This window comes from Chryseobacterium endophyticum (genome assembly GCF_056333165.1).
Genome location: NZ_JBWGXE010000003.1, coordinates 331439 through 355972 on the forward strand (window position 1 = coordinate 331439; position 24534 = coordinate 355972).

Annotated in this window: 19 protein-coding genes; 9 read left to right on the forward strand and 10 right to left on the reverse strand. The window is 39.4% G+C overall.

All coding sequences use genetic code 11. The features are described 5' to 3' along the window. Window positions 1-269: 269 nt before the first annotated feature. The 3 genes from yiaA to ahcY all read right to left on the reverse strand — a co-directional run bounded on the left by yiaA (window position 270) and on the right by ahcY (window position 2993). A complete protein-coding gene (yiaA, locus tag AC0N32_RS09680) occupies window positions 270-662 on the reverse strand; it encodes an inner membrane protein YiaA (RefSeq protein ID WP_476393646.1) in 393 nt (130 codons plus the stop codon). A 98-nt stretch (window positions 663-760) separates the two neighbouring features. After that, window positions 761-1567 (reverse strand): hypothetical protein, encoded by an 807-nt coding sequence (locus AC0N32_RS09685; RefSeq protein WP_476393647.1) that lies wholly within the window; start codon window positions 1565-1567, stop codon window positions 761-763. Window positions 1568-1679: 112 nt separating this feature from the next. Continuing rightward, window positions 1680-2993: an adenosylhomocysteinase gene (gene ahcY / locus AC0N32_RS09690; RefSeq protein WP_476393648.1), complete on the reverse strand. Its 1314-nt coding sequence runs from the start codon at window positions 2991-2993 to the stop codon at window positions 1680-1682. Window positions 2994-3159: 166 nt separating this feature from the next. Here ahcY and AC0N32_RS09695 point away from each other — a divergent pair, with 166 nt between their 5' ends. Continuing rightward, complete coding sequence (locus AC0N32_RS09695) at window positions 3160-3687, forward strand: HugZ family pyridoxamine 5'-phosphate oxidase (protein ID WP_476393649.1); 528 nt, start codon at window positions 3160-3162, stop codon at window positions 3685-3687. Between the two features lie 184 nt (window positions 3688-3871). After that, the gene (locus tag AC0N32_RS09700) at window positions 3872-4486 is read left to right on the forward strand and encodes a 4'-phosphopantetheinyl transferase family protein (protein ID WP_476393650.1); all 615 of its coding nucleotides are present in this window, start codon (window positions 3872-3874) and stop codon (window positions 4484-4486) included. Here AC0N32_RS09700 and AC0N32_RS09705 read toward each other — a convergent pair. The 3 genes from AC0N32_RS09705 to porU all read right to left on the reverse strand — a co-directional run bounded on the left by AC0N32_RS09705 (window position 4467) and on the right by porU (window position 12175). After that, entirely contained in the window at window positions 4467-6749 is a 2283-nt protein-coding gene (locus AC0N32_RS09705) for an FUSC family protein (RefSeq protein WP_476393651.1), read from the reverse strand. The two genes, AC0N32_RS09700 and AC0N32_RS09705, sit on opposite strands and share 20 nt — an antisense overlap. Window positions 6750-7052: 303 nt before the next feature. Next, window positions 7053-8216, reverse strand: coding sequence for a type IX secretion system outer membrane channel protein PorV (porV, locus tag AC0N32_RS09710; RefSeq protein ID WP_476393652.1), 1164 nt, complete (start codon window positions 8214-8216; stop codon window positions 7053-7055). Window positions 8217-8275: 59 nt separating this feature from the next. After that, window positions 8276-12175: a type IX secretion system sortase PorU gene (gene porU, locus AC0N32_RS09715; protein ID WP_476393653.1), complete on the reverse strand. Its 3900-nt coding sequence runs from the start codon at window positions 12173-12175 to the stop codon at window positions 8276-8278. Between the two features lie 164 nt (window positions 12176-12339). Between porU and gldJ the strand changes: the two genes are divergently transcribed. Then, entirely contained in the window at window positions 12340-13935 is a 1596-nt protein-coding gene (gene gldJ / locus AC0N32_RS09720; protein WP_476393654.1) for a gliding motility lipoprotein GldJ, read from the forward strand. A 64-nt stretch (window positions 13936-13999) separates the two neighbouring features. After that, window positions 14000-15271 carry a UDP-N-acetylmuramoyl-tripeptide--D-alanyl-D-alanine ligase gene (locus tag AC0N32_RS09725; RefSeq protein WP_476393655.1) on the forward strand — a complete coding sequence of 424 codons (1272 nt, stop codon included), beginning with the start codon at window positions 14000-14002 and terminating at the stop codon, window positions 15269-15271. On the opposite strand, the gene AC0N32_RS09730 is transcribed toward AC0N32_RS09725, so the two are convergent. Continuing rightward, window positions 15264-15875, reverse strand: coding sequence for an NUDIX hydrolase (locus tag AC0N32_RS09730; protein ID WP_476393656.1), 612 nt, complete (start codon window positions 15873-15875; stop codon window positions 15264-15266). The genes AC0N32_RS09725 and AC0N32_RS09730 overlap by 8 nt on opposite strands. Before the next feature lie 39 nt (window positions 15876-15914). On the opposite strand from AC0N32_RS09730, the gene AC0N32_RS09735 reads away from it, so the two are divergent. Further along, window positions 15915-16304 carry an SRPBCC family protein gene (locus AC0N32_RS09735; protein ID WP_476393657.1) on the forward strand — a complete coding sequence of 130 codons (390 nt, stop codon included), beginning with the start codon at window positions 15915-15917 and terminating at the stop codon, window positions 16302-16304. A gap of 29 nt (window positions 16305-16333) precedes the next feature. On the opposite strand, the gene AC0N32_RS09740 is transcribed toward AC0N32_RS09735, so the two are convergent. The 3 genes from AC0N32_RS09740 to bamG are packed head-to-tail and all read right to left on the reverse strand — an operon-like array spanning window position 16334 to window position 19263. Next, window positions 16334-17377 carry an anhydro-N-acetylmuramic acid kinase gene (locus AC0N32_RS09740; RefSeq protein ID WP_476393658.1) on the reverse strand — a complete coding sequence of 348 codons (1044 nt, stop codon included), beginning with the start codon at window positions 17375-17377 and terminating at the stop codon, window positions 16334-16336. Between the two features lie 4 nt (window positions 17378-17381). Further along, window positions 17382-17975 (reverse strand): LptA/OstA family protein, encoded by a 594-nt coding sequence (locus tag AC0N32_RS09745; protein ID WP_476393659.1) that lies wholly within the window; start codon window positions 17973-17975, stop codon window positions 17382-17384. Window position 17976: 1 nt separating this feature from the next. Next, entirely contained in the window at window positions 17977-19263 is a 1287-nt protein-coding gene (gene bamG / locus AC0N32_RS09750; RefSeq protein ID WP_476393660.1) for a BamG family beta-barrel-assembly machinery protein, read from the reverse strand. Between the two features lie 473 nt (window positions 19264-19736). Here bamG and AC0N32_RS09755 point away from each other — a divergent pair, with 473 nt between their 5' ends. The 4 genes from AC0N32_RS09755 to AC0N32_RS09770 all read left to right on the forward strand — a co-directional run bounded on the left by AC0N32_RS09755 (window position 19737) and on the right by AC0N32_RS09770 (window position 24177). Continuing rightward, window positions 19737-20855 carry a DNA polymerase III subunit gene (locus AC0N32_RS09755; protein ID WP_476393661.1) on the forward strand — a complete coding sequence of 373 codons (1119 nt, stop codon included), beginning with the start codon at window positions 19737-19739 and terminating at the stop codon, window positions 20853-20855. Between the two features lie 274 nt (window positions 20856-21129). Continuing rightward, entirely contained in the window at window positions 21130-21756 is a 627-nt protein-coding gene (locus AC0N32_RS09760) for a TetR/AcrR family transcriptional regulator (RefSeq protein ID WP_476393662.1), read from the forward strand. Beyond that, complete coding sequence (locus tag AC0N32_RS09765) at window positions 21740-23053, forward strand: TolC family protein (RefSeq protein WP_476393663.1); 1314 nt, start codon at window positions 21740-21742, stop codon at window positions 23051-23053. Before AC0N32_RS09760 ends, AC0N32_RS09765 begins: the two co-directional genes overlap by 17 nt. A gap of 20 nt (window positions 23054-23073) precedes the next feature. Next, window positions 23074-24177, forward strand: a complete 1104-nt coding sequence (locus tag AC0N32_RS09770; protein ID WP_476393664.1) for an HlyD family secretion protein — start codon at window positions 23074-23076, stop codon at window positions 24175-24177. Window positions 24178-24534: the final 357 nt, after the last annotated feature.

Consider the following 24534-nt stretch of genomic DNA (forward strand, 5'->3'; position numbering starts at 1 on the left):
ATTTTCGTGAGCCGCAGTTATTTTAGTGTTTTATGAATTTGAGATTCTACGTTTGACAGAAATAATAAAAAAGCAGCTCACAAAATTATGAGCTGCAGATATTTTATCCGTTAGTAAAGGCATTGGTACTTGGATTATCTGGGTTCCAGATTGTAATACATTTATTCCCGGCCATTGTAATCTGAATGGAGAACTTAAGTACAATTAAGGCTGGTCTTTTTTTTTAATACCTGAAATAAAAAACTCTCCTTTTAAAGAGAGTTGATCGTTTATTCCTGGGTCATATTGTCCCTTGTGTTTTTCTGAACTGCAATGGCCCCAAACAGCGCCAGTAAAAATGCAAATCCGTAAAACCCTTTTTCACTTGGGAGAATAGTCGCATTCCAGAGGCCAATGGCGAGTAGTACAATGGAGGAGAGGGTGGCAAACCAGCAGATTCCGTAATAAATATCGGTTACCTTGATATTTTCCAATCGGTCACGTACCGCCTTTTGCAGGGAAACTACTGCGAACAAACCATATAAAAGAATGGTGAAGTAGTAGCCTTTTTCATTGAGCTGCATTTCCGCTCTTGCCAGACCTACGATAAAACCGATCATTCCAGCTCCTAAGGCGATCCATGATGCAGCAACGAAGGCATTCGAAACATTTTGCTTTTTCATTAAATGTAATTTTAAAATTAATTTTAAAGATATTATTTTTTAATTAATATCAATAAAAATTCTAAAAATTGCTGTCAAATTCATTCGAGGTATTACCTCTACAACGATATATATTCGTAGTTGTATTTAACAGTATTATTGCCATTTGCATCTTTTCCGGTGACCTGAGTAGGAAGCTGAGCACTGTTGTACTGAATTTCATAAGTGTTGACCTGGCTTTCTGTCCAGCTACCGGAATTTGTCTTATAGCTGATCTTTTCTGTTGTATAGTTGTTGGGACTTAATGTATAAGCTCCGCCCATCATCGTTTTTAGGTGTTTATTGGAATTGGTAAAGGGATTTGATTTGTTATCATAAGAATATTCTCTTTTTATTGCTGGGATTATTCCTCCCGACGATTCATGTATTTCAGAAGATATGTTTTCACCGATATAGGTGTAGGAATCAGTAATTGGGTTGCTGGCAGGCTGTAATAGGGTAGAAGAAATTACTTTACCGTTATTGTACATATACGTTATGGTCCGGTTATAGTCAGGATTGCTGTAGGTGGCCATTGTTTTTTCAAGCTGATCGCCGTTGTACGTATAGGTATTGGAATATTCCAAGCTGCCGTCTGGTTTATAGTAATTTGTTTTTACGGGTCTTCCTGAAGCATCGTATTCGTAGGTTGAAGATCTGCCTTCGGATAAAATTTTCGTCACTTGGCGCTGGCTATTATATTCAAGCGTGGAAACCGTTGTTTCAGGATTTGAAGGACTGTCATAGTAGACCGTAGTGATTTTACTCAACAGCATTTGTGGTTCTGTTCCCGCGTTTGGGTTTTCCGGATTTTCATCGGTAGGGCTGCAACTGCTTAGAATCAGAGAGAAACCCAATACTGTAGCAGGCAGAAGAAACTTTTTCATAATCAAAATTAATTTCACAAAAATAAGAATTCTTCTGTTCGTCGTCACAGCATTAAACAAAAAAAATCCCATTACTTTGAATAATGGGATTCGTATTTATATCTAAATGCAATTAGTATCTGTAATATTCAGGTTTGAATGGTCCTTCTACTTTTACTCCGATATAGTCTGCCTGTTCCTGAGAAAGTGTTTCCAGTTCCACGCTTAATTTCTTAAGGTGAAGGGCTGCAACTTTTTCATCAAGATGCTTTGGCAATGTGTACACTTCGTTTTTGTAAGCCGCAGCATTATTCCAAAGTTCGATCTGAGCTAAAGTCTGGTTAGAGAAAGAGTTAGACATTACAAAACTTGGGTGTCCTGTTGCGCAGCCTAAGTTTACCAGTCTGCCTTCAGCAAGAATGATAACCTCTTTACCTTCAATGGTGTAGATGTCCACCTGAGGTTTTACTTCAGATTTTGTATGACCGTAGTTTTTGTTTAACCATGCCATATCAATTTCGTTGTCGAAGTGACCGATATTACAAACGATCGCTTTATCTTTCATTTTAAGGAAATGTTCAGCTCTTACGATGTTGAAGTTACCGGTTGTCGTGATGATGATGTCTGCATTATCTACTACCGTATCCAATCTTTTTACTTCATATCCGTCCATGGCAGCCTGAAGTGCACAGATCGGGTCAATTTCAGTTACCGTAACGATTGATCCGGCTCCTCTGAAAGATGCTGCTGTTCCTTTACCTACGTCTCCGTATCCGCAAACCACGACTCTTTTCCCGGCAAGCATTACATCGGTAGCTCTTCTTACTGCATCTACAGCAGATTCCTTACATCCGTATTTGTTATCAAACTTAGATTTGGTTACCGAATCATTAACGTTGATGGCAGGCATTACCAATGTGCCATTTTTCATTCTTTCGTACAATCTGTGAACTCCGGTGGTCGTTTCTTCAGAAAGTCCTTTGATGTCTTTTGTTAATTCAGGGTACTTATCAAAAACCATATTGGTAAGATCTCCTCCGTCATCAAGAATCATATTCAATGGCTTTCTGTCTTCACCAAAGAATAAAGTCTGCTCGATACACCAGTCAAACTCTTCTTCATTAAGTCCTTTCCAGGCGTAAACAGGAATTCCGGCAGCAGCAATAGCAGCGGCAGCGTGATCCTGAGTAGAGAAAATATTACAAGAAGACCAGGTAACTTCAGCTCCCAAAGCTACCAACGTCTCGATAAGCACAGCGGTTTGGATGGTCATGTGAAGACATCCTGCGATTCTTGCTCCTTTTAATGGCTGAGACGGTCCGTATTCTTCACGGATTGACATCAGGCCAGGCATTTCTGCTTCTGCAAGAGTAATTTCTTTTCGCCCCCATTCTGCAAGGGAAATATCCTTCACTTTGTAAGGAATGTATTGTGTTGTAGTACTCATATGTAAATGAATAGGTTTAAATTCAACGATAATAAGAATGCAAAATTACAACTAATAATTAAGATAAAAAAACTTAGGGGCCAGATCCGTTATATGAATTTATACAGGTATAAAAATTATTTTTATTTATTCTAAATAGACTATTTTTGTATAAAATAAATCAATCATGAATCATACAACTACTGAAGAAGCTAAGAAAGCGGCCAAACCCTTAACCCCAAAAGTACAGGAGCTCATCGAAAAAAGCAAAAGTGTAATATTAGCCACTATGAATGAAGAAGGAACACCGAATGCAAGCTATGCACCGTTTATCAAAATCGATAAGACCTTCTATATTCTCGTGTCATTTATGGCAAAACACACCCAAAATCTGGCTGAGGGAAGAAAAACATCGGTCATGCTTATCCAGGACGAATCTGCCACAAAGCAAATCTATGCACGCGAAAGACTGACTTTTGAAGCTTCAGTTTCACAAATAGAAAGAGATTCCGCGACCTGGAACCTTGCTGTTGCTCAATTAAAGGAAGCACATGGTAAAGTGGTGGATGTTATCGCAGATATGCAGGATTTCATTCTGATTGGTCTGCATCCTGTGAAAGGCTCTTATGTAAATGGTTTTGGAAGTGCCTATTTTGTCAATGAAAATTTAGAGATTCTTGAACATAGAAATGACCAGAACCATCAGTCGAAATAATTTTTTCACAAAAGGATAAACGAAACATTTTCATTATTATAGTTTTTAAATTAATTAGGGTAAATTCACTTAATCATTTTAGGTGAATTTTTTTATGCATAAAACGTTAGTGTTAAACATCGGTCACCATACTTAATCGTTCACAGTCAAATTTTTCACTAATTTTACCAGATAAAATAAACAGATGCCACTTTACAGAGATTTTTCTGATGATAATGCCACGATTCTCGTATGGAAATATGATGAAACGGAAGATCTTGATATTCAAAAGCTTCTCGAGCCTGAGAACGCAGAAAAAGTGAAAGACTATCATCCCAAAAAGCTGCTGGAGGTTTTAATGGTGCGTAAGCTGCTCAAAGGTTTAAAACCGCATTCAAAAATTTTGTATAAAGAAAGAGAGCCTTTTTTATCTCCGAAAGATGCAGAAATTTCAATCACACACTCGTTTCCTTTTGCCGCTATTGCCATTTCTAAAAATAAAATAGGGATTGATATTGAAAAATTTAATCCTAAAATTTTAAGGGTAATCGATAAATTCACGTATGAAAATGAAAGGGGTTTTATTCCATTTGATAACGAGGTGACCTACTACACCATTATCTGGAGCGTGAAGGAAAGCATGTACAAAATTCACCATTCGAAACACTGGTCACTGAAAAAGCACTATGAAGTAAAGCCTTTTGAACTGAAATATCTTCATAATATCAAATGCACGGTGCACGATGAAACGATGTCGGACGAATTTAAGGCACGGGTAGAATTTTTTGACGAGTACTGCTTTACGATTGTTGAGGAATAGCTTTTAAACTTTCCTTATTTTCAGTTTCGCTGCGGTATTTTTCGATCACTTTTCGCTGCTCTTTAGCCACATCATAGATCAGCTCCAGGATGTCATGAATATTTTTGAGCTCTGTAAGACGTGAAATTTTATCAGGGTCTCTAAGATCATAGCTTTCATTTTCTGCAATCTCGGTTTTTCTTTTTAAAATAAGATCGTCGAGAGGAGAATCTTCCGGTTCTATCCGGCTTTCCATATTCAGGGTTTCCGTTATTTTATCGCCGTTCAGTAGATGGGAGACTTTCTGCATTTCTGCTTCTATCTTACGGCTCCAGCCTTCGGCATCGATCTCAGGATATTTTTCGTCATCCTTCACATATTGGGAAAGGGAAGCGGTATAGGCGGTGATCAGATGGGAGGTCGCCACAAACTGATGAACGACTTCCAGTTTTTTCTGCTGGTTCTTCGGTTCCGAGATCATTCGCTGAAAGTTATCAGAAAGGTTGGCCAAGGAGATAATGGCATTTTTACGCTTTACTTTATAATCTTCAATGTCGAATTTTTCCTCCAGAAACTTGGAAATCACACTTTGGAAATAAATGAGATTGCTTTCTGCAGATTTTTTCATTAAATCAAGGTTCTGTGTGTGTTCCCAGACCGGAAGGACAACATACGCCACCAGTGAGGTAATTACCGCCGCAATCATCGTATCCACAATCCGGTCCCTGAAAATAATATTTACGTTGCCCGGGCTTAAAAAATTAAAGCTTAAAAAAACATAGATGGTCATGAACAAAACGGCCCAGAAATATTTTCCCTTCAGAAAGCTGAAACACATAATCATGCTTAATAAGAGAATGGTAAAAAGAAGTTCATTGACATGAATGTAATGCAGGATGATGTAGGCAATCGTGGCTCCGGCAATGGTTCCGTACAATCTCAGTAAATTTCTTTTTTTGGTGATCGAGTAGGCGGGCTTGAGGATCGCTACTATGGTGATCAGAATCCAGTAGGTATGTCCGATTCCTAGGAATTGAAACAGGGAAAACAAATATCCTACCAGTAAAGCGATGGTAATTCTTAGCGCATGCCTGAAATGGGAAGATGAAAACGAAATATTATTTCTTAATACTTTGATATTGAGCTTTTCTTCATTCGGCATAAATTTTTTAAGATCGAGACCTGTGGAAAGACTTTTAGCCAGCTTTACATTCTGGGAAAAGACTTTATAAATCTCATTAATCTCTTTGGTGATCTCATTGATGCGCATCAATATCTGTCTGAGAACCATGAAGTCTTCAAAATTCTCAGGGGAGATACGTTTGTTTCGCAGTTCGAAGTAGTCATGGTTAAGATGCCTCAGCTCTTCTTCCAGGTTGAAAATCGCTTTGGCTCTTGTGCCGATCTGAAGCGATATTCCGATATTGGTGATTTCCTCAGACAGAAGGTTGAGATAATCGTGAATTTTCACAAGAATAGTGGTGTCATCAAAACTCTTCTGCAGTTTCTGGTAATCGCTTTCGGAAGTCATCAGCTTTTCATGCAGATCCATGGAATTCAAAAACATCAGCATTAAAAGACGGCTGGTGGTTGTCGATTCGTTTACGATGGTTCTGGTTTTAAAAACAGTTTCGCGGGTTTCTTCCTGTAAGTTTTTTATTTCGATCTGCTTGGCAATTACCTGGGTGGTCAGTTTATCGAAATCGGGATTTTTCTGGTAATAATTGGCTTTGATTTTTAAAAATTCTGCAAGCTGAAGGTAATTTTCCCCAATCATCTGGCTGGCCAGCTTATACGGCTGAATGGTTGTCACGATCAGGAATATCAGTAAAAACCAGGTGCATCCGGACGCGAAAATCAGTAGGCTTTTAAAAATATTAGCCCCGGTTAAATGCCCGTCGATAAAGATAGCCAGAACGACTAATGATAATGAACCTACTGCGGCGAGCCTTTGTCCGTAGACGCCGATAAGGGAAAAGAACATTCCGAAAACAATAATCTCGGCAAATACCAGAATTTTAATACTTTTTACAAGACTTGCGATCAATGCCACAAATACAAAGCAGATGATGGCAAAAGTCAGGGCATTTCTTCTTCTTATAAAAGGCCCCGGCTGATCGGTAAGCGCAACAAAGCTGGTACCCAAAGGGAATAGAAAATATTCTTTCAGCATTCCGAAGTGGGCAAGAACGAGACACGGAAGAACGGTAGCCAGTGTAATTCTAATCGCAGAATATACGTATTGGCTGGTAACGAATTTTTTAAGTTCCGCAGAATAGTTCATGCTACAAAAATAAGGGTAAAATATGAATTGTCAGTTTTAGTTGGCAGGTCAAACATGAATTTTTTTGAATATTAAAATGAATAGTGAAATATAAATCTGAAACTGATCAAATTTTAAACCATGAATCATTGTAAACTTAAATTCGTATAAAATGTCTGCCATCCTAGCCCCGATGGAAACGGCATCTTTTTTCTGCGTGTGGAAGAGGTGAGGGGAAAAAAGATACAGTGGACAGCGGGAAACAGCTTCTAAAAAAGAAAAGTCCCATAAAATATGAGACTTTTCAATACTATGTGGTATTTTTTAATAATCAACATTGGAGGTTTCTTCACCGATGTTCCAGGTAAGACCGAAACGTAGGGTGTTATCCAGTGCCGTATTGATTTTGGACACATTGATAAGGTAAGAAACGTCGAGACCGAAAGAACGGTATTTCAAACCGATACCCGCAGTGGCAAACTGTCTTGCTCCCTGCTCTTCACTTTCGTGGAAATAACCTGTTCTTACAGAGAATGCATTGTCATAAGAATATTCCAAAGCACCACTCATCATGATCGAGTTCGGGTTTTTAAAGGATTTTCCGATACCGGACATTACGCCAACATTAGGAACCTGATAAATAGGCTGTCTCGTGTTCGGGTCTGTTCCTACATATTCTGATCCGGGAACCAGAATTTTTGAACCTTCGAAGCTGATGCCTACTCTGTTCATATCGTCAAGATACATGTCGTAGCCAATCCCTAATCTTGCCATGGTCGGAAGATAAGATCTTGATTCTTCATTTCCGGTGTAGTCTAACTTAGGACCGAGGTTCTGTACTGCAAAACCGGCATTCAGTTTTCCGTCCATACCTCCGAAGCTGGAAAATCTTGGAGAGGTATAGTAACCGGACACGTCTACCGCAAAAGAATTTGCCGGTTTAAGGGTAGTGTCTGTATTGAACCCTCCGGCTAAGTCGGAACGGATGAATCTACCGGTAACGGCCATGGAATAAGAATCCGAAAGCTTAAGACCGTAGGCAACGTCGATAGAGAATTCGTTCGGTTTGGAAGTACCCATCGAAGTTACTTCGTTTCCTACTAACTGAGTCAGATCCACTTCACCCATATTGAAGTAATAAATACTCGCTGAGATGGTAGATCGCTCTTCCTGCCCTAAAAATTTATGGAACGCTCCATATAATAAAAACACATCATTGGTGAGTTTCCCCATGTACGGAGTGTAGTTTAATCCTACAGAAGAACTGGTTCTGCTGAAAGGATATTTTGCCGCATTCCAGAATTGTGAAAAAGCATCCGGAGAGGTCACGACACCCTGGTCCCCCATACCTCCAGCTCTTGCATCCGGTGCGATTCTTAAGAAAGGAGCTCCGGTTAATACAGGTCTTACTAGACTTAAATCTTGAGAATAGCCTAAAAAGCCAGCACTTAACCCAATTCCTAAAAGCAGTTTAGTAGTTAAATTCATATGTTGTCTTTTATATATTATCAGTTTTTTATTGATATTATTATGTTATTGTTTTAAAATTATTTCAAAAGTACCATTTTTTCTACAGCTGTAGCACTTCCTTTGCATTTTTCTTGATTTTGACTTTTTGCAAATATCTTAAAAATATACGTACCTTTTGCTACTGTGGCACCAAAATCATCTCTTCCGTCCCATTCAATGGCCTGACGGGGCGTTCTAAAGCCCTGTAGGAACGGTTCTGCGACAACCGGCTGAGATAAAGTTCTTACCAATTTTCCCGTAATGGTATAAATCTGAACGTTCACATCAAGGATGTCATCACAATTATGCTCAAACTGGATGTACGTCTTATTGGTAAACGGGTTCGGCCAGTTTAGCGGTCTGTTGATCACTAGGTGCTGGTCTGCTTCGTCCTTAACTTCAAAATTTAACGTTGCAGTTGTTGAATTATTGTTTATATCCCAAACTTTAAACGTCAGCTGATGCTGGCCTATCGCAAGATTCCTGAAAGGGTAGGTTACATTGCCTTTTTGGTAGTCTGCCAGACTCGGGCTTAAACATCCGTTTCCTTCTCCTGAAGCATAAAAATCATTCAGCACTACGGTATTGATGATTTGGCCGTCCAAATATACAGTAATATCGTGACCAATACCAGATCCTGTAGAATTAATTCCTGTATCATCCGTAATACATGCCAGCAAGGTCGGATTCTGATCTGTAATGCCGCCTTCCGCAAAGTTGGTATTGTTCATATAAAGCTTTACTTTAGGAGGTTCGTTGTCATTGATTCCGTTTGGATTAATGTCACCGACCTGCACTGCCTGATTATTGAAAACATCACTGGCCTTATTATCTGCGTATCCTAAAATTCTTCCCTGGCCGATGGCGTAATTAATATCCTTCGGTACATAGAATTCTACGGTAAATACACCGTTTACAGCAGTTCCCGAAGCTTTTACGATAGCACTTCCTTCTTCAGTATAATTAAGTACCGGGGTTAAGGTGCCATCATTGTTCAGAGTGGTTTTATTTAATTTTTTATCAAAAATATTGATGACCACACGACCGTTGAAAGAAGTATTCACCGTTCCGTTCGGATTATTGATATGGCCTTTCACCTTTACGAAATCCAAACCTCTGATCAGACCCGGAACCGGAGTTTCGATATCGTCGATCGTAAGGAGTCGTTTAGGTCTGCTCAGTGTCATAGCGGGATCGCCCAGGAAGTTAACTTTTAAATGGTCGCTGGCCGGTCCGTACTGAATTTTGGCATTTAAATGCGCACGTCCCAGGGTTGCAAAATCATCGCTGGTAAGCTTAAATATATTCTGGGTATACAGGTTGGTGAAATCGACACCATATCCTACACCGATAGCCCGGCTTGACGTAATCATAGCGGCAGGCCCGCCTTGTTTTAATTTTATGAACTGCTCTCCTGCGGAAGAGGTTTCCGGATCGTCCCAAAGGGTAAACTCGCAGGTAATTGTCGAGACAAAAGGGAATCTGCTGTACACATTCGAGAAGTTGTTGGCATTTTGAATCTCAGATAAAGTTAAAACCCTTTCCTGAGCCCATCCGTTGATTCCTCCGTGTCCGAAGTAAAAGATATAGAGGCTGTTCCCGATATCATTTGAAATAGCCTGATTCACCTGAGGATATCTTTGTCCGCCGGCAGTACTTTGTGCCTGAAAGGCATCCAGATATAATTTTCTTACGTTATATTCCTTAAGCTGGGTCGATGTAGACTGTTCAAACACAGTTACAAGAGAATTATTCATCACGGTATGGAATGGTGTTCCACCGTCATTATCATCATCTACGACAAAATCAAGCTTCATTCTCCACTCTCCAAAAGGAGACGATTGTCCCGACAGGCTGTTGTAGTAAGCCAGGGTTTTGTCCATCATATTGGTCGCTTCCGATACATTGGCTGCGGGAAGCCTGCCTACCGGAAGATCCGGTAAGTTGTTTGTGATGAGTTCGTTGGTCTGTGGTTTCGTCATCACAATGTAGTCATCTGTAACGAAAGATCTTACAACATCGGACGATTCTTCACTCTGATAGCTCGTTACCACATTGGAGTTATTGGGAACTCTGTTTTTAAAATCATACGAAGTATCCCCCAGAATGAATACGTATTTTAATGTGCCCGAAGGAGTATTCAGTTTGGTAACGAAATCACGGATAGCGGTAAGGTCTCTGCTTCCGCTTCCGAATTCGTTATATATTTTATCCGTATCTACAATTTGTACATTGTAATTATTCTTCGTCTGATGATAACTGGCGAGTCTCTGAGCCTGTCCCATCATTTCCGGAACTGTGATAATCAGATAATCTACATTTTGAAGTGCGGAGAGATTTTGATTGTTGATGCGGCCTACAAACTGAGGAGCGTAAGCTGCATCAGCCCTGAAAGCGACAAATTCATTGTTAAAGTTTTGATCCGATGTTGTATAGGCGAAATTGAAGACGGTATTTCCGGCAGCCTTATTTACGCGCCTGTTGGCATTGGTGATATCCGTAACATCCCAGATCTGTTCTGCCGAAGAAGCATTTGCCAGACTGAATCCGTATGTGGTATTCGTTCCGCTTGCTAATGAGAAATCCCTGAAGCTCATCTGGGACCCGTTGAAATTCAGGTTATCTTTATATTGAACCTCAATATAATCTAAAAAGAAATTCCCGTTGGGATTCACTGTTATATTTGGCTTGAGGTTAAATGTAAGCTGTGTTCCGCTTAATCCTGTCATGGTACCCGTGTAGTTCACAGGATAAAATTCATGAGTAGCTCCGTTATCGATAGGAGGCACCGTCTTGGTTTGCGGATTTAAAGTATTGAGATCAAATGAAATGCTGTTTTGCTGCGATTTGTAACCCACTACATTTGCTTTATAACGGATCACATCACCGGCCTGAATAGGTGATGCGGTTGTAAAACTCACTGCTTTATCTGTCGTAAAAGGCGTTTCTTCTACCCATATTCTGCCTACTTTCATCAGGTTCTTCTGATCATTATTGACAACCTGATAATTATCAAATCTTGTAATAAGCGGAGTAGACGGAAGATTTACGTCGACCACAGAGACTCTTTTTCCCGGACCTTTATCAAAATTTATATAATAATAAGAATAGTCTTCATAAATGTTTTTCACATTCTGGCTTCTGTCGCCTCTTGTATCAACTCTTTTAAAGCCGTTTCCGTTTGAGTTATCATAAAGGTTATAGCCATTCGGTCCCTGCGCATAAAATAAAGCATAATCGTTGTCGTTCCATACTCCGTCATCTTCTCCGACAAACTGAATTGCATTTTCCTGGAGCGCGCTGTACCTCGCATCCTGATTGTATTCAGGCAGCATAATTCCTCCGTTCCCGTAAATTCTGAAATTTTTGGGATTTACCGATGAAGGGTTAATGCCGTTATCCTGTAAAAACTGCTTGGTAATTTTGAAAATACCGGATTTGTCGACTTTAATCTTATAAAAATTTCCTGTCGACAGAGGATTTGTGGTTGTTCCTACTTTTAGGGTACTTCCTAAACTGTTTGATGCATTTGTCTCTGAAATTTCAAATGACGACATTCTCTGCACCTGTCCTTTTACCCTTTTAAATAAAGCAACATTAATGCTCGCATAACGTTGTCCTTCCACGTTATAATAAGCAACGTCTTTGATCTCGTATTCGGGCAGAAGATCTTTGCTGATTTCAAATAAATCTTTTCCGGAAACATTTTCCCAGACAGGATTAGAAACTTTTAACTGCTTTTCACCAACTTGTTGCTTGGTTGTTATAAAAATGTTATTTTGGCTGAATGAAAATCTTTGATTTTTAAAATTGGGGAGATTGAGTTTTGTATCGCCATAATCCCGGATTTTAGAGCCGTCCCATTCAATGGAGATTCTTTGAGCCCAAAGGGTTGATACAAAGCTTAGTAAAAATAAAAGCGAGATTTTTTGTTTCATGTTTATTTTTGAAATTTCTGAATTACAAAATAAATGAAAATTTTATAATTAAATTGTGATACAATAAAATTAATTTGTTAACGTTTTTCAAAAAAATCAACTCTTTACTTGATTTATTGAATAATTTATTTTTTCTTTGTACTTTGAAAATATTTATATCGACTATGAAAAAACTAAAGTTGTTTTCATTAATAGCATTAAGTTCTACACTTGCATTAACCAGTTGCGGAGGATCGAATAATGGCGGCGGTACTAAAAAGTTTGTCAGCAAAACAGGTTGGAAACCAAACGAAAAACAAGGTTGGTTTTTTGCAGGAAAGCAACAAAAACAGAAAGGTTGGCCGGGGATGGTATATGTAGAAGGTGGAACTTTTACAATGGGATTAGTGAAAGATGATGTTATGCACGATTGGAATAACTCACCACGCAGAATGCAGGTAAGTTCATTCTTTATCGGGGAAACTGAAATTACTAACTACGAATACCGCGAATACCTTACATGGTTGAAGTATGTATTCCCTCCAAGCGATCCCAGCTTCAAGGAAATCTACAACGGAGCGTTGCCGGATACCTTATTGTGGGACAACAAACTATCTAGAAATGATTACAACGAGACGTATTTCCGTTCTCCTGAGTTTGATTACTATCCTGTAGTAGGGGTTTCATGGACTCAGGCCAACAGATACTGCGAGTGGTTGTCAGACAGAGCAAACGAGAAAGCCTTAATGCAGGCCGGTATCATTGCCAAAGATTTGTACATCAACGAATCCAACAACCAGGGCGGAACCGCATTCAATATGGATAAATTCAAATCGAATGATCCTGAAATGCAAGGGTACATCAACGAAAAAAGAATGCAGCAAAAAACTGGTCTGAAAACAACGAATCAGAGACTTCTTGCTGCCAACAGAGCTCCAAATGCAGCTATGGTTACCAAATTCAGACTTCCTACAGAAGTAGAATGGGAATATGCAGCTTTAGGAATGGCTAAAAACAGAGAGTACAACCAATATATGGGTAAAAAACCTCAGATTGAAAAACTGAGAGGTACCAAAGGAAAAGAAAGAGGAATGTTCCTTGAAAACTTCAAAATGGGTGCCGGAGATTATTCTGGTATCGCAGGCTGGAAAAACGACGGATCAGCACAAACTTCCGACGTAAGACAATTCCCTTCAAATGATTTGGGTATCTACGGAATGTACGGAAACGTTTCAGAATGGACGGCTGACGTATACAGACCAATCATCGATGAAGATTTCAGTGATTTCAACTATTACAGAGGAAATATGCCACAGGCTATCGTAAGAAACGGAGACGGAACTTACAAAATGGTAGACGAAACCAGCATCAAATATGATACTTTAGCAGACGGAAGACTAGTTTACAAAAACCTGCCCGGACAGTTTGAAAGAGAAACGATTGCTGACTACAGAAACTATAGAGATGGTGACAGAATGTCTTCTTTAGATTACAGAAATGCATCAGACTCAGCAGCAACATATGATATGTACAATTCTCCAAAATCCAGATTTATCGTAGATGCAAGCGGTAGAGTGGTAATGCAGAAAGACAGAAAAGAAAGAACTTCTGAAATCTCAAATGATATCAGAGTAGTAAAAGGAGGTTCTTGGCAAGATACTGCTTACTGGCTGGATCCGGGACAAAGAAGATATAAAAATCAAAATAAGGCATACGGATGGATCGGATTCCGTGTAGCTCAGGATGCCAGAGCAAGTGACAAAGGTAGAACACGAAGATAATATTTATCAAAATAATTTTCAAAAAACCTTCCGGAATTCTGGAAGGTTTTTTTATTTTTGATCCATGAATGCAGAACAATTTTACCCTTTGTTTTTACAGTCCCGTAATGTTGTCATCGACAGCAGGAAAATTGAGCAAAATGACATATTCTTTGCTTTTTCGGGAGAAACTTTCAACGCCGCAACCCTGGCGGAAGAAGCGGTGACAAAGGGTGCCCTGGCCGTGATCGTAGAGCAGCCGGAGTATGAAAACCGGGAAAAGCATATTTTTTATATACCTTCCACTTTGCAGTTTTTACAGGAACTGGCCATCTATCACCGGCAGAAGCTTACAATCCCTGTGATAGGGCTTACCGGCAGTAACGGGAAAACCACGACCAAAGAAATTATCCATGCCGTACTTTCAGAAAAATTCAGTGTTCAGTACACAAAAGGTAATTTAAACAATCACATCGGAGTTCCTTTAACAATCCTTTCGATCAGGCCGGAACACGAAATGGCCGTTATTGAGATGGGAGCGAATCATCAAAAGGAAATAGAGCTTCTCTGTTCTCTTTCAGTGCCGGATTTCGGATACATTACCAATTTCGGAAAAGCACATTTAGAAGGTTTCGGAGGGGTAGAAGGCGTCATAAAAGGCAAGTCGGAATTATATGATTATCTGAAGAATAATGGCAGAACAATTCTGGTCAACGAAAATGATCCGATTCAGGTCGAGAAAACGGTCGGTTATTCGCAAAAAATTACTTTTGGAAAACCCGATTCCGACTACCAGTTTGATCTATTTTCTGAAGAACATTTTGTAGGCCTGATGTATAAAGGAGAAAAAGCCGTTTCAAAACTTACCGGTGAATATAACTTCACAAACCTTTGTGCCGCTGCAAGCTTAGGATTGTATTTCGGAATTGGTTTTGATAAAATCGTCCATGCCATTGAAAACTATACCCCAACCAACATGCGCTCTCAGATTGTGCAAAAAGGAGATCAAACGCTTGTGCTGGATACTTATAATGCCAATCCAAGCTCTATGTCGGCATCTCTTCAAAATTTTGTTACTTTTGAAGGTTCAAAAACGATCATTATCGGAGATATGCTCGAACTCGGTGACGAAAGTGAAAACGAGCACCGTCATATTTTAGATTTAGCTTTAAAGTCAGGTTTCGGCCAGGTCATCACCGTTGGCAAAAACTTCAGGAATGTTTATGATTCTCCATTAAGCTTCATCAGTACACAAGATTTAATAGAATATCTTAAAGACCACAAAATCACCTCAAAAAATATACTTCTGAAAGGATCAAGAGGCATCGCCCTGGAAAAATCGATTGATTTTATTTAAGCCTGGTATTCCAGAATTCTTTGATAATAAGCTTTATATTCTTAAAGGTGCTTGGAAAAACTTCCTCTTCTATCTGAGCGGTGTTTTTCCAGGCAACTTCAGTAATTCCTTCTTCGATTTGCGGCTTTGAAGTATCATTGCCTGTAAAATTCATTTCAAACCAATGCGTACACTTAAGAATTTTATCCCCGTTTCTTTCAATATAAATATGGTAAGTGGTGTTGATGAAATCTGCTAACTCCACATCCGCCAGTCCCGTCTCTTCTTCAATTTCCCGTACTGCAGACTCCTCCCGGGATTCTCCTTTTTCCATTTTTCCCTTCGGAAGATCCCATTTTCCAAGTCTCCGGATAAAAAGAATATCTCCCTGCGAATTGTTTACAATACCTCCGGCTGCTTCGATAATTCTGAACAATCCCTTAAACTCCGACCAGATTTGTTCGAGGTTTTCTCCATACACATTTAATTCTTTTACCGATGTATTTTCCAGAAGATCAAGAGCGATCTCCAGGCTTGTGACGTTTTCGTATCCAAGCGTTTTTTCTAAGTTTTCCGATTGCTTAGACAACAATAATTTTTTTTCGTTCACAAAAACTTTATACATATATTTGTAAGAATTAAGAATTTAATACAAAAATAAAAAATGAATTTAGAAGGACGAAAGATTATTGTGAATAAATCATCTAAAGACCTGGTAGAAATACTGAAATCACCGGAAAATTACAAAGATTTTATGCCGGACGGTCTTCAGAAATTTGAAACGAGAGAAGACGGATTTAAATTCGGTTTGCAGGGAATGCCTGAAATTGCATTGAAAATTGATGAAGTGACGGATCAGAAGGCCGTTTTAAAGTCTGCGAGTTCAAGCCTGGATTTTTCATTGACTGCCGCACTGCAGCCTCTTAATGAAAACCAAACGGAAGTTCAGATGCTTTTTGAAGGAAAATTCAACCCTTTCATAAAAATGATGGTCGAAAAGCCTCTGCAAAACTTTATCAATACGCTGACCGACAAAATTGAAGCTTATAAATAAACACATCAACCTCCGCTCAGGAGGTTTTTTTATGCGATAATTCCGGAACTGTGATTATGTGGACTGCCGGTAGCGGAAGCCAATACATTCACTTCATTATTGACCCTCAAAATTCCCATAAAGGCAAAGATAAGTGCTTCCTTATAATCAATAATTTCCTTTTCCGGGATGATTATTTGTGCCTGTGTTTTGGTACTGATTTTTTCGATTAAATATTGATTATATGCCCCACCACCTGTAAAAAGAACATTTTTCAGTTGGTTTTCATTCAACACATTGGAAATCTGAATAGCGGCGTGCTCAGTAAAAGTAGATAATGCATCAGTTTTTTCAATACCTTCCAGTAATGGAAAAATGTTTTCATTGCACCATTCGATACCTAATGATTTCGGATGAGGCTGATGATAGAAGCTTAATGAATTCAATCGTGACAAAATCTCTTCATTAATTTTTCCTTTTCTGGCAAGATTTCCGCCATCATCGAAACTCAGGTTGAAATTATGAGCAAGTCGGTTGAGAACAATATTTACCGGAGCAATGTCGAAAGCGACTCTTCTGTGGTCGACCTTTAAAGAAATATTGGAAAATCCGCCTAAATTAAGACAGGCGTCATACTGTGGAAAAAGCAGTTCATCACCGATGGGGACAAGAGGGGCTCCATTTCCGCCCATTAGTACATCCTGACTTCTGAAATCATATACTACAGGCAGACCCGTTTCCAGCTTTATTGCTCGCCCGTCACCGATCTGAAGGGTAAACTTTTTTTCGGGCTGGTGAAAAACAGTGTGCCCGTGCGAGGCGATAAGATCAATACTTTCAAGCTTGTGTTTTGCTATAAAGTGCTGAACAGACTTTCCTAAGAAAAAGCCATACGCCGAATTCAGCTCCGATAGTTCTTCCGCAGACAAATGAATAGCATTTTGAAGCTGATCCCCCATTGCTTTGTCGTAAGGAATAGTTTCTGCTTTTAATATATCAAAACTCCAGGAATCTTCTTTCCGCAATCTCACGAAACAGATATCAAGACCGTCAAGGCTGGTTCCGGACATTAATCCTATCGCATGGAAAATCATAAATTTACCGTTTGTTTTCGGACAATTTGTCGGTGGCAAAGTCTCCTGAATTCTGATAAAATACGTACTCGGAAAAATCATCTTTGGCGGTCATCCCATGAGCTCCGATCAGTGTTGATCCGTCTTTCATCGTTACGTAAACGGTATCTTTGGTATAAATCCTTTTTTTTCTCTGATCCCAGAATACGGATTGCATGGCAAATCTATCATTCTCGTTGGTCGTAATTCTTACATCCCCCCTCGCTTCGTAGAATTGCTTATAATCGTAGAATTTGGCATATTTAGCTTTTATCTTTCCGGGAACTTTGGGTTTCTTTTTATCAAAAAAAAGAATGTCAATTCCTTTTGATGCAACGGTATAAGGGCTGTCGATCAATTCGTACTTTTCGATAACCGGAGCTTTGGCCCTCATCGTTACAAAGCCCGAATCTCTTTGGATAATATCAGCATTGTTGATGATCTGTGAAGCAAAATTCTTATTATTCTTTCCTGAATTTTTGGTAAGGTCTTCTTCACAGGATGTGATCATAAAAAATATAGCACAACTAAAAAGGTATGCTATATGATTTTTGTATGATATATTTCCGAAGAATTTCATTTTAGTTGTAAAGGACTTTTCTGAACCACTTATCCGCAAAATTGAAACCAAGCTTGAAGTTAATATAATTCTGGTTGATCAGGTTATTTTTAAGAGTACCTCTTTTTCCTACCTCGAGACCAAGTTCCAGACCGCTCATTCTCGTTATGCTGCTGTTCTTGAATGGAAGAAGTACTCCGGCAGAAACTCCGAATTTATTGATACTCTGTCCCGCAATCTGTAAACTTCCTTTTTCATAGAAAGCCCCATAGCGGTAAACGATCCTTGAAAAATAACTTCTGAAGTTATTATAATTCGGCAGGTACCAACCTCCGGCGGAAATCTGGTAAGAGTTTTGAAGATCAAGGGATTGTCCGAAATAAGCGATACTTTCCCCTTTTTTATAATCTCCCTGAACAGACAAAAACCATTTGTTCTCTTCACCGTACCCTACACCAACAGAAGCTTGCAGAGGTAAAAGGTTATTGGAATTGGTACTTTTTTTATCGATGATACTTTCATTGGCCTTTACCGTTCTGGCATCATCAGAATAATAGTAGGTGCTGTTTATGTAATCGGTCGTTATATTACTCGTATTACCGAAAGTTGTCGTTGCCCCGATCGTCAGTTTTCGGTCTGTACTGGTATTCAGTTTCTGATAACTCGCTCCTACAGTAAAGTTGAAATTTTTAATGCTGTTTTTGGTTTCATAACCGTTGATAAGCTCTGCATTTGAGACAGCAAGCTCATTCAGGTCATATAGATTTCCAAAATAATAGTTGGCTCTGGCCCCTACCGCAAACTGATCATTGATTTTATATCCCAATGCGATCTGTGCCGTATTTAAAGTTCCGCTCCCCTTGAATCTGTTTCCTGTCATCACGCCGGTATCTTTATCAGTTTCCGTATGAATGATCTCGTAACTTTTTGAGCTGTATGGCTGATAAGAAAGTCCCATTTTCAATTTTGGAGATAAAGGAAAAGCCAGTGCAATATTAGATAAATACGTAGAATGTTTGGTAGACTTCGTATTGTTGTAATCTGATGTAAAGTAATTGTTTTCGTTGGTAGCCTCCAGTTTGATGCTTGTAAGCTCGAAATTAGCATTATTTGCAGGGTTTGCAAAATTGAAATTACTTGTGAAGTCGCTTATAAAAGCGGTAGATATCCCTCCCATAGAGGAAGTTTCGATCGTATTATCATATTTTACATCCCCGATTCCGTACGTCGCATAAGGTGAATTGCTTAGATTCTGCGCGTTTAGGAAATATCCAACTGATATAAATGATAGTACAAAGATTTTTTTCATTCTTTATTTTTAAAACAATGCGCAAATATCTTAAATATTAATGAATTGTAAAAATTATATGAGGTTAAAGTTTGTTAAGGCATATACAGAGGGAACCGCAGCCTTATTACGGTGAATGGTGAATGGTCAATTCGCTTCGCTTGTCAATTTTTTGTTTGTTGAATTTTGGATTTATTTGTCATAGATAATGGTGAATCGTCAATTCTTTTAAATTGTCAATTTTTACGAAGAGCATAAAATTCACCGTTAACTTATTGCACAAAAATTCACATTTCACAATCTACTGCTCACTTGCTGAGTGAAACGCCTTTGCGACCGAAAGATCCGCGTTATGCATTAAACAAAACCTTGCGATCCCAGCGTTAAAGAATCCGCACAGGTACTTCACAAGTCACTATTGCTTTGAACTGCAAAATTCACTCATGAAATAAAATTCACATCACAATAACCTACAATTTTTTTATCTTTGGACCATGAATTGGGAGAACATTGCCGGACAGGAAAATCTTAAAAATCTTTTAAGAGAAAGTATCGCCGAAAACAGAGTAAGCCATGCCCAGCTTTTCGTAGGAAGAGAAGGCTACGGCACCTTGCCGATGGCTCTGGCATACGCCAAAGAAATCTTAAGCAGCGAAAATGAACACGCCGCCTCAAAAGTAGAACATCTCAATCACCTTGACCTTCATTTCAGTTTTCCCGTTTTTACCGACAACAGGAATTCTTTAAGTAAAAATAAATTTGAAGAGTTCAGGGAAATGATCATCAATTCTCCCTATTCAAGTTATGACGACTGGACCGCCTTTCTGGAGTCGGAAAATAAGCAGCTCTTTATTTCAGCAGATGAAATTGATGATCAGAATCAAAAATTCTCATTAAAGAGTTTCGAAGGGGGAACCAAAATCCTTATCGTGTGGCGCGCCGATAAAATGAACGTTGCCGCAGCCAATAAATTCCTGAAATTCCTGGAAGAGCCACCGTCCAAAACAATCATTATTCTTACGGCAGAGACCACAAACGACATTCTGCCAACCATTCTTTCAAGAACGCAGATTGTAGAAGTTCCGAGAATTATCGACGAAGATCTCGAAAAATATCTGAAAAATAATTTTAATGTTTCCGATGACAAAATAGGGGAGGTCATTCATCAGGCTCAGGGAGATCTGAATGATGCCGTAAAACTTCTTCAGTCAGGAAGTAAGGACGATGAGTTTGAAAAACTTTTCATACAGTGGGTTCGAGATGCATTCATGGTAAAGAAAAAACCGGAATTTTTGAAAAGTATTATTTTCTGGGCCAGGGAAATTGCCGGCTGGAACAGGGAAAAACAGAAGAACTTTTTAAATTACTGTTCCGAAATTTTCAGACTTGCCCTCCTTCAGAATTACCGGTCGGAAAATCTGGTCTACAAAAAAATTGATGCCAATGGATTCAACTGGCTCGGGTTTTCAAAGTTTATAAGCGGTGCCAATATCGAAAGTATTCTTGAAGAAATCAGTACCGCCGATCTACATTTGACACGAAACGGAAATCCCAAAATTGTATGGACCGATCTGGGCATTAAATTATCACGCTACATCCACAAAAACTCATAAGCAATACCTCCGGAAACTTTCGGAGGTATTATTTTAAAGATTAAATTTTTATCAGATTTTCCGTTTTCCCGCCAAAAACGGGTGAAATTTTTCTTTCATTTTTCTTTAAAATGCGCTGTCTATAATGTTTATTAATTTTTTGAATAAATATTAAATGTCATATTATCAATATTTTATGGTGTTGAATATTAAAAATTCATTAATAATTCAATCAATCGTTTGATTTATTCAAAATTGGATGTAAATTTGCATGCTCAAAAAATGAGAATACATAATGATATCAAAAGAAGAAAACATATTGTTTGCTGCCGAGAAGCTTTTTGCTGAAAAAGGTTTTGAAGGAACTTCCACCCGGGAGATTGCCAAAGCAGCCAATGTCAACATTTCGATGATCTCGTATTATTTCGGTTCAAAAGAAAAGCTGTACGAAAAGCTGGTAGAATACAGAATGGAAGAAGGACAGTTTTTTTCAAAGGACATCCTGGAAAGAACAGATATCAATGAATGGCAGAAGATCGAAAAAATCGTAGATCAGTTTGCAGGAAGAGTAAGACATCACAAATGTTTCTACAGGATCATGCAGAGAGAGCAGCTTCACACACAGAATCCTCATATTGTTGATTTTCTGAAGAAAACCAAATTAGGATTTATTTCCATGTACTCAAAAATATTGGAAAGCGGACTGGAGAAGGGCATTTTTACTAAAAATCCACCGATCTACCTTTTGCATTCCACGGTGAGCGGAACTTTGTTCTATGCTTCCAATGCCAAAGAAATGTACAAGGAATTCCTGAACAATACCGATGAAGAGGGAATTTTTGACGAAACCTATTACACAGAGCTTAATACACACATAAAATACTTATTAAAAGACCTTCTAGGTTATGAAGAAAATAAATAACTCAGTCCTTGCGCTGGCACTATTCGCAGGAATGACTACTGCAAATGCACAGGAGAAAAGAACACTCACTCTTGACGAAGCGGTGCAGCTGGGCATTCAGAACAGCAAAAATCTGAAGATTGATGCCGCAAAAATCGAGGAAGCTACAGCAGATCTTCTCGAAGCAAAGAACAGACAATTGCCGGAGCTGAAAGTTTCAGGAAGCTATATGTATCTTCCCCTGAAGCCGAATATTAACATCAAGCTTCCCGGAGTTTCCGGAGACGGAGGCCCTGAAGTACACCAGGTAGCCTACGGATCTGCCAACCTTAGCGTTCCCATTTACAGTGGCGGAAGAATAAAATACGGTATCGAATCTGCAAAATACCTGGTAGAAGCATCAAAACTGAGTACCGAAAACGATAAAGTAGCCATCGCTTACAACGTGGCACAGGCTTACAACAATTTATTTAAGGCCAACCAGTCCATTAAAGTGCTGGAAGAAAACCTTTCCGCATCTCAGAAAAGAGATGAAACATTCCTTAAAATGGAAAACAATGGCCTCATCGCAAGAAACGACAGGCTGAAAGCGAATCTTCAGACATCAAACATCGAGCTGCAACTCCTTGAAGCCAAAAACAACTATAATATTGCGAATATCAATATGGATCTGTTGTTGGGACTGCCCGAAACTACCGAGATTGATGTAGACCAGAACTATATCGAAGAAGGAAGTGAAGTAAAAACCGTTGATTACTATATCAACACGGCAAGAGAAAACCGCAAAGACCTCCAGGCTTTGGGCATGCAGAGACAGGCCGCCGCGTTGGGAACAAAAGCCGCAAAAGCTGAAAACCTCCCTTCGATTGCTTTCACAGGAGGATATGTTGCTGCCGATATCCCTAAATTTTTAACCATTTACAATGCCGTAAACGTAGGGGTCGGGATTTCATACAATTTATCAAACCTCTGGAAAGAAAACTCTTCTTTGAAACAGTCAAAAGCCAGGGAAATGCAGTTGTCTGCCACCAACGAATTATTAAACGACAATATCAAATTAGATGTCAACAGGGAATACCAGAATACGGATTACTCTAAAAAGAGAATCGCCGTATTTGAAAAATCTGCTGAACAGGCTAACGAAAACTACAGGATTACAAAAAACAAATACGATAACGGGCTGGCGACCATGACAGAACTTCTGGATGCAGATGCCGCACAGATCGCAGCCAATGTCGGCGTGATCAATGCCAAGGCAGATGCCGCACTCGCTTACCGAAAACTATTACAAACCACAGGAACTTTAACAACAAAATAAAATTAAGAACGATACCGACAATGGAAAATAATACGACAATAGAAACTCAGCCTAAAAAGAAAAAAAGTTTAGTTTTTCCTATCATTTTAGCGGTTGTTGTCATCGGGGGAGGAATCTACGGATACAATACCTACACCTACGGACAGTCCCATGAAGAAACAGACGACGCACAGATTACCTCTAATATGGCTCCGGTAATTTCAAAAATTTCAGGATACGTAACGCAGGTAAAAGTAAAAGATAATCAGTTTGTAAAAAAAGGAGATACCCTGGTCATTCTCGACAGCAGGGATCAGAAAATGGCTCTTGAACAGGCTGAAGCTGCTTTGGCAACAGCAAAAAGCAATATTTCCAATGCTCAGGCCAGCACCACGGCGACTTCCAAAAATATCGGTTCATCACAAGCAGCGGTTACAACAGCCAACGCCCAGATAGAAGCCGCCAAAGTAAATGTGTGGAAGACTACGCAGGATCTGAAAAGATATGCCAACCTGGTAAAAGACCATTCCATCACCGAGCAGCAGTATGAGCAGGCTCTTGCCGCAAAACAGACGGCAGACAAGCAACTGCAGGTTCTGATCGATCAGAGAAACCAGATTGCCCAACAGACCAATATCGCATCTTCTCAGACAGCGGCAAGCTCACAGCAGATCAGTGTGGCAGGTTCCGTAGCGAAGCAGAGAGAAGTAGATGTTGAAAATGCCAAGCTAAACCTTTCATACACTGTAATTGTTGCTCCTGAGGACGGATACGTAGGAAAAGTGCCGATCCAGGCCGGACAGTACCTGCAGGCCGGATCTCAATTATTTGCTTTGGTTAAAAACGACCAGAAATGGGTAGTGGCCAACTTCAAAGAAACCCAGGTCGATAAAATGGTGGAAGGACAAAAAGTGAAAATCGAAATAGATGCCTTCCCGGACAGAGAATTTGACGGGGTCGTGAGCTCTTTTTCTCCCGCTACCGGAGCTACATTCTCAATCCTGCCTCCTGATAATGCCAGCGGTAACTTCGTAAAAGTAGTACAGAGACTTCCTGTAAAGATCGATTTTGTAAATCTTGATAAGAATGTCGCCCAACGCTTAAGAACAGGAATGAACGTGAAAGCGGAAGTTTCATTAAAATAAAATATAAGTGAATTGTCAGTCTCGAAGGAGCAGTCATTGATGCTGAAAGACATGCAGAAGCTTTGGTCACCATGAAGGTAAATGAAGAGGAGACCAAAATGACGGAGAAATGCCGATGAAGACGACAATGGAGTTGATAGACTGACCATTCACTTTTAAAAAACAATATAAGAGAATTGTCAATGATGCCGTAGCGTCGGATATGCAGAATATCCATGCAGCAGTATTGATCATGAAGAAGTAGCGGGATGAAGAAGAAACCGGTCGCGATGTGGAAATTTGAACAGGCCGGAAATGAAGAGAAACCTATCCGCAGAGGAAATCAATGGGGAAGATTGAAATGAAGCCGGAACCGAC

Coding starts and splice junctions, on each gene's coding strand:
- yiaA (WP_476393646.1), bottom strand. CDS start 662: ATGAAAAAGCAAAATGTTTCGAATGCCTTCGTTGCTGCATCATGGATC.
- AC0N32_RS09685 (WP_476393647.1), bottom strand. CDS start 1,567: ATGAAAAAGTTTCTTCTGCCTGCTACAGTATTGGGTTTCTCTCTGATT.
- ahcY (WP_476393648.1), bottom strand. CDS start 2,993: ATGAGTACTACAACACAATACATTCCTTACAAAGTGAAGGATATTTCC.
- AC0N32_RS09695 (WP_476393649.1), top strand. CDS start 3,160: ATGAATCATACAACTACTGAAGAAGCTAAGAAAGCGGCCAAACCCTTA.
- AC0N32_RS09700 (WP_476393650.1), top strand. CDS start 3,872: ATGCCACTTTACAGAGATTTTTCTGATGATAATGCCACGATTCTCGTA.
- AC0N32_RS09705 (WP_476393651.1), bottom strand. CDS start 6,749: ATGAACTATTCTGCGGAACTTAAAAAATTCGTTACCAGCCAATACGTA.
- porV (WP_476393652.1), bottom strand. CDS start 8,216: ATGAATTTAACTACTAAACTGCTTTTAGGAATTGGGTTAAGTGCTGGC.
- porU (WP_476393653.1), bottom strand. CDS start 12,175: ATGAAACAAAAAATCTCGCTTTTATTTTTACTAAGCTTTGTATCAACC.
- gldJ (WP_476393654.1), top strand. CDS start 12,340: ATGAAAAAACTAAAGTTGTTTTCATTAATAGCATTAAGTTCTACACTT.
- AC0N32_RS09725 (WP_476393655.1), top strand. CDS start 14,000: ATGAATGCAGAACAATTTTACCCTTTGTTTTTACAGTCCCGTAATGTT.
- AC0N32_RS09730 (WP_476393656.1), bottom strand. CDS start 15,875: ATGTATAAAGTTTTTGTGAACGAAAAAAAATTATTGTTGTCTAAGCAA.
- AC0N32_RS09735 (WP_476393657.1), top strand. CDS start 15,915: ATGAATTTAGAAGGACGAAAGATTATTGTGAATAAATCATCTAAAGAC.
- AC0N32_RS09740 (WP_476393658.1), bottom strand. CDS start 17,377: ATGATTTTCCATGCGATAGGATTAATGTCCGGAACCAGCCTTGACGGT.
- AC0N32_RS09745 (WP_476393659.1), bottom strand. CDS start 17,975: ATGAAATTCTTCGGAAATATATCATACAAAAATCATATAGCATACCTT.
- bamG (WP_476393660.1), bottom strand. CDS start 19,263: ATGAAAAAAATCTTTGTACTATCATTTATATCAGTTGGATATTTCCTA.
- AC0N32_RS09755 (WP_476393661.1), top strand. CDS start 19,737: ATGAATTGGGAGAACATTGCCGGACAGGAAAATCTTAAAAATCTTTTA.
- AC0N32_RS09760 (WP_476393662.1), top strand. CDS start 21,130: ATGATATCAAAAGAAGAAAACATATTGTTTGCTGCCGAGAAGCTTTTT.
- AC0N32_RS09765 (WP_476393663.1), top strand. CDS start 21,740: ATGAAGAAAATAAATAACTCAGTCCTTGCGCTGGCACTATTCGCAGGA.
- AC0N32_RS09770 (WP_476393664.1), top strand. CDS start 23,074: ATGGAAAATAATACGACAATAGAAACTCAGCCTAAAAAGAAAAAAAGT.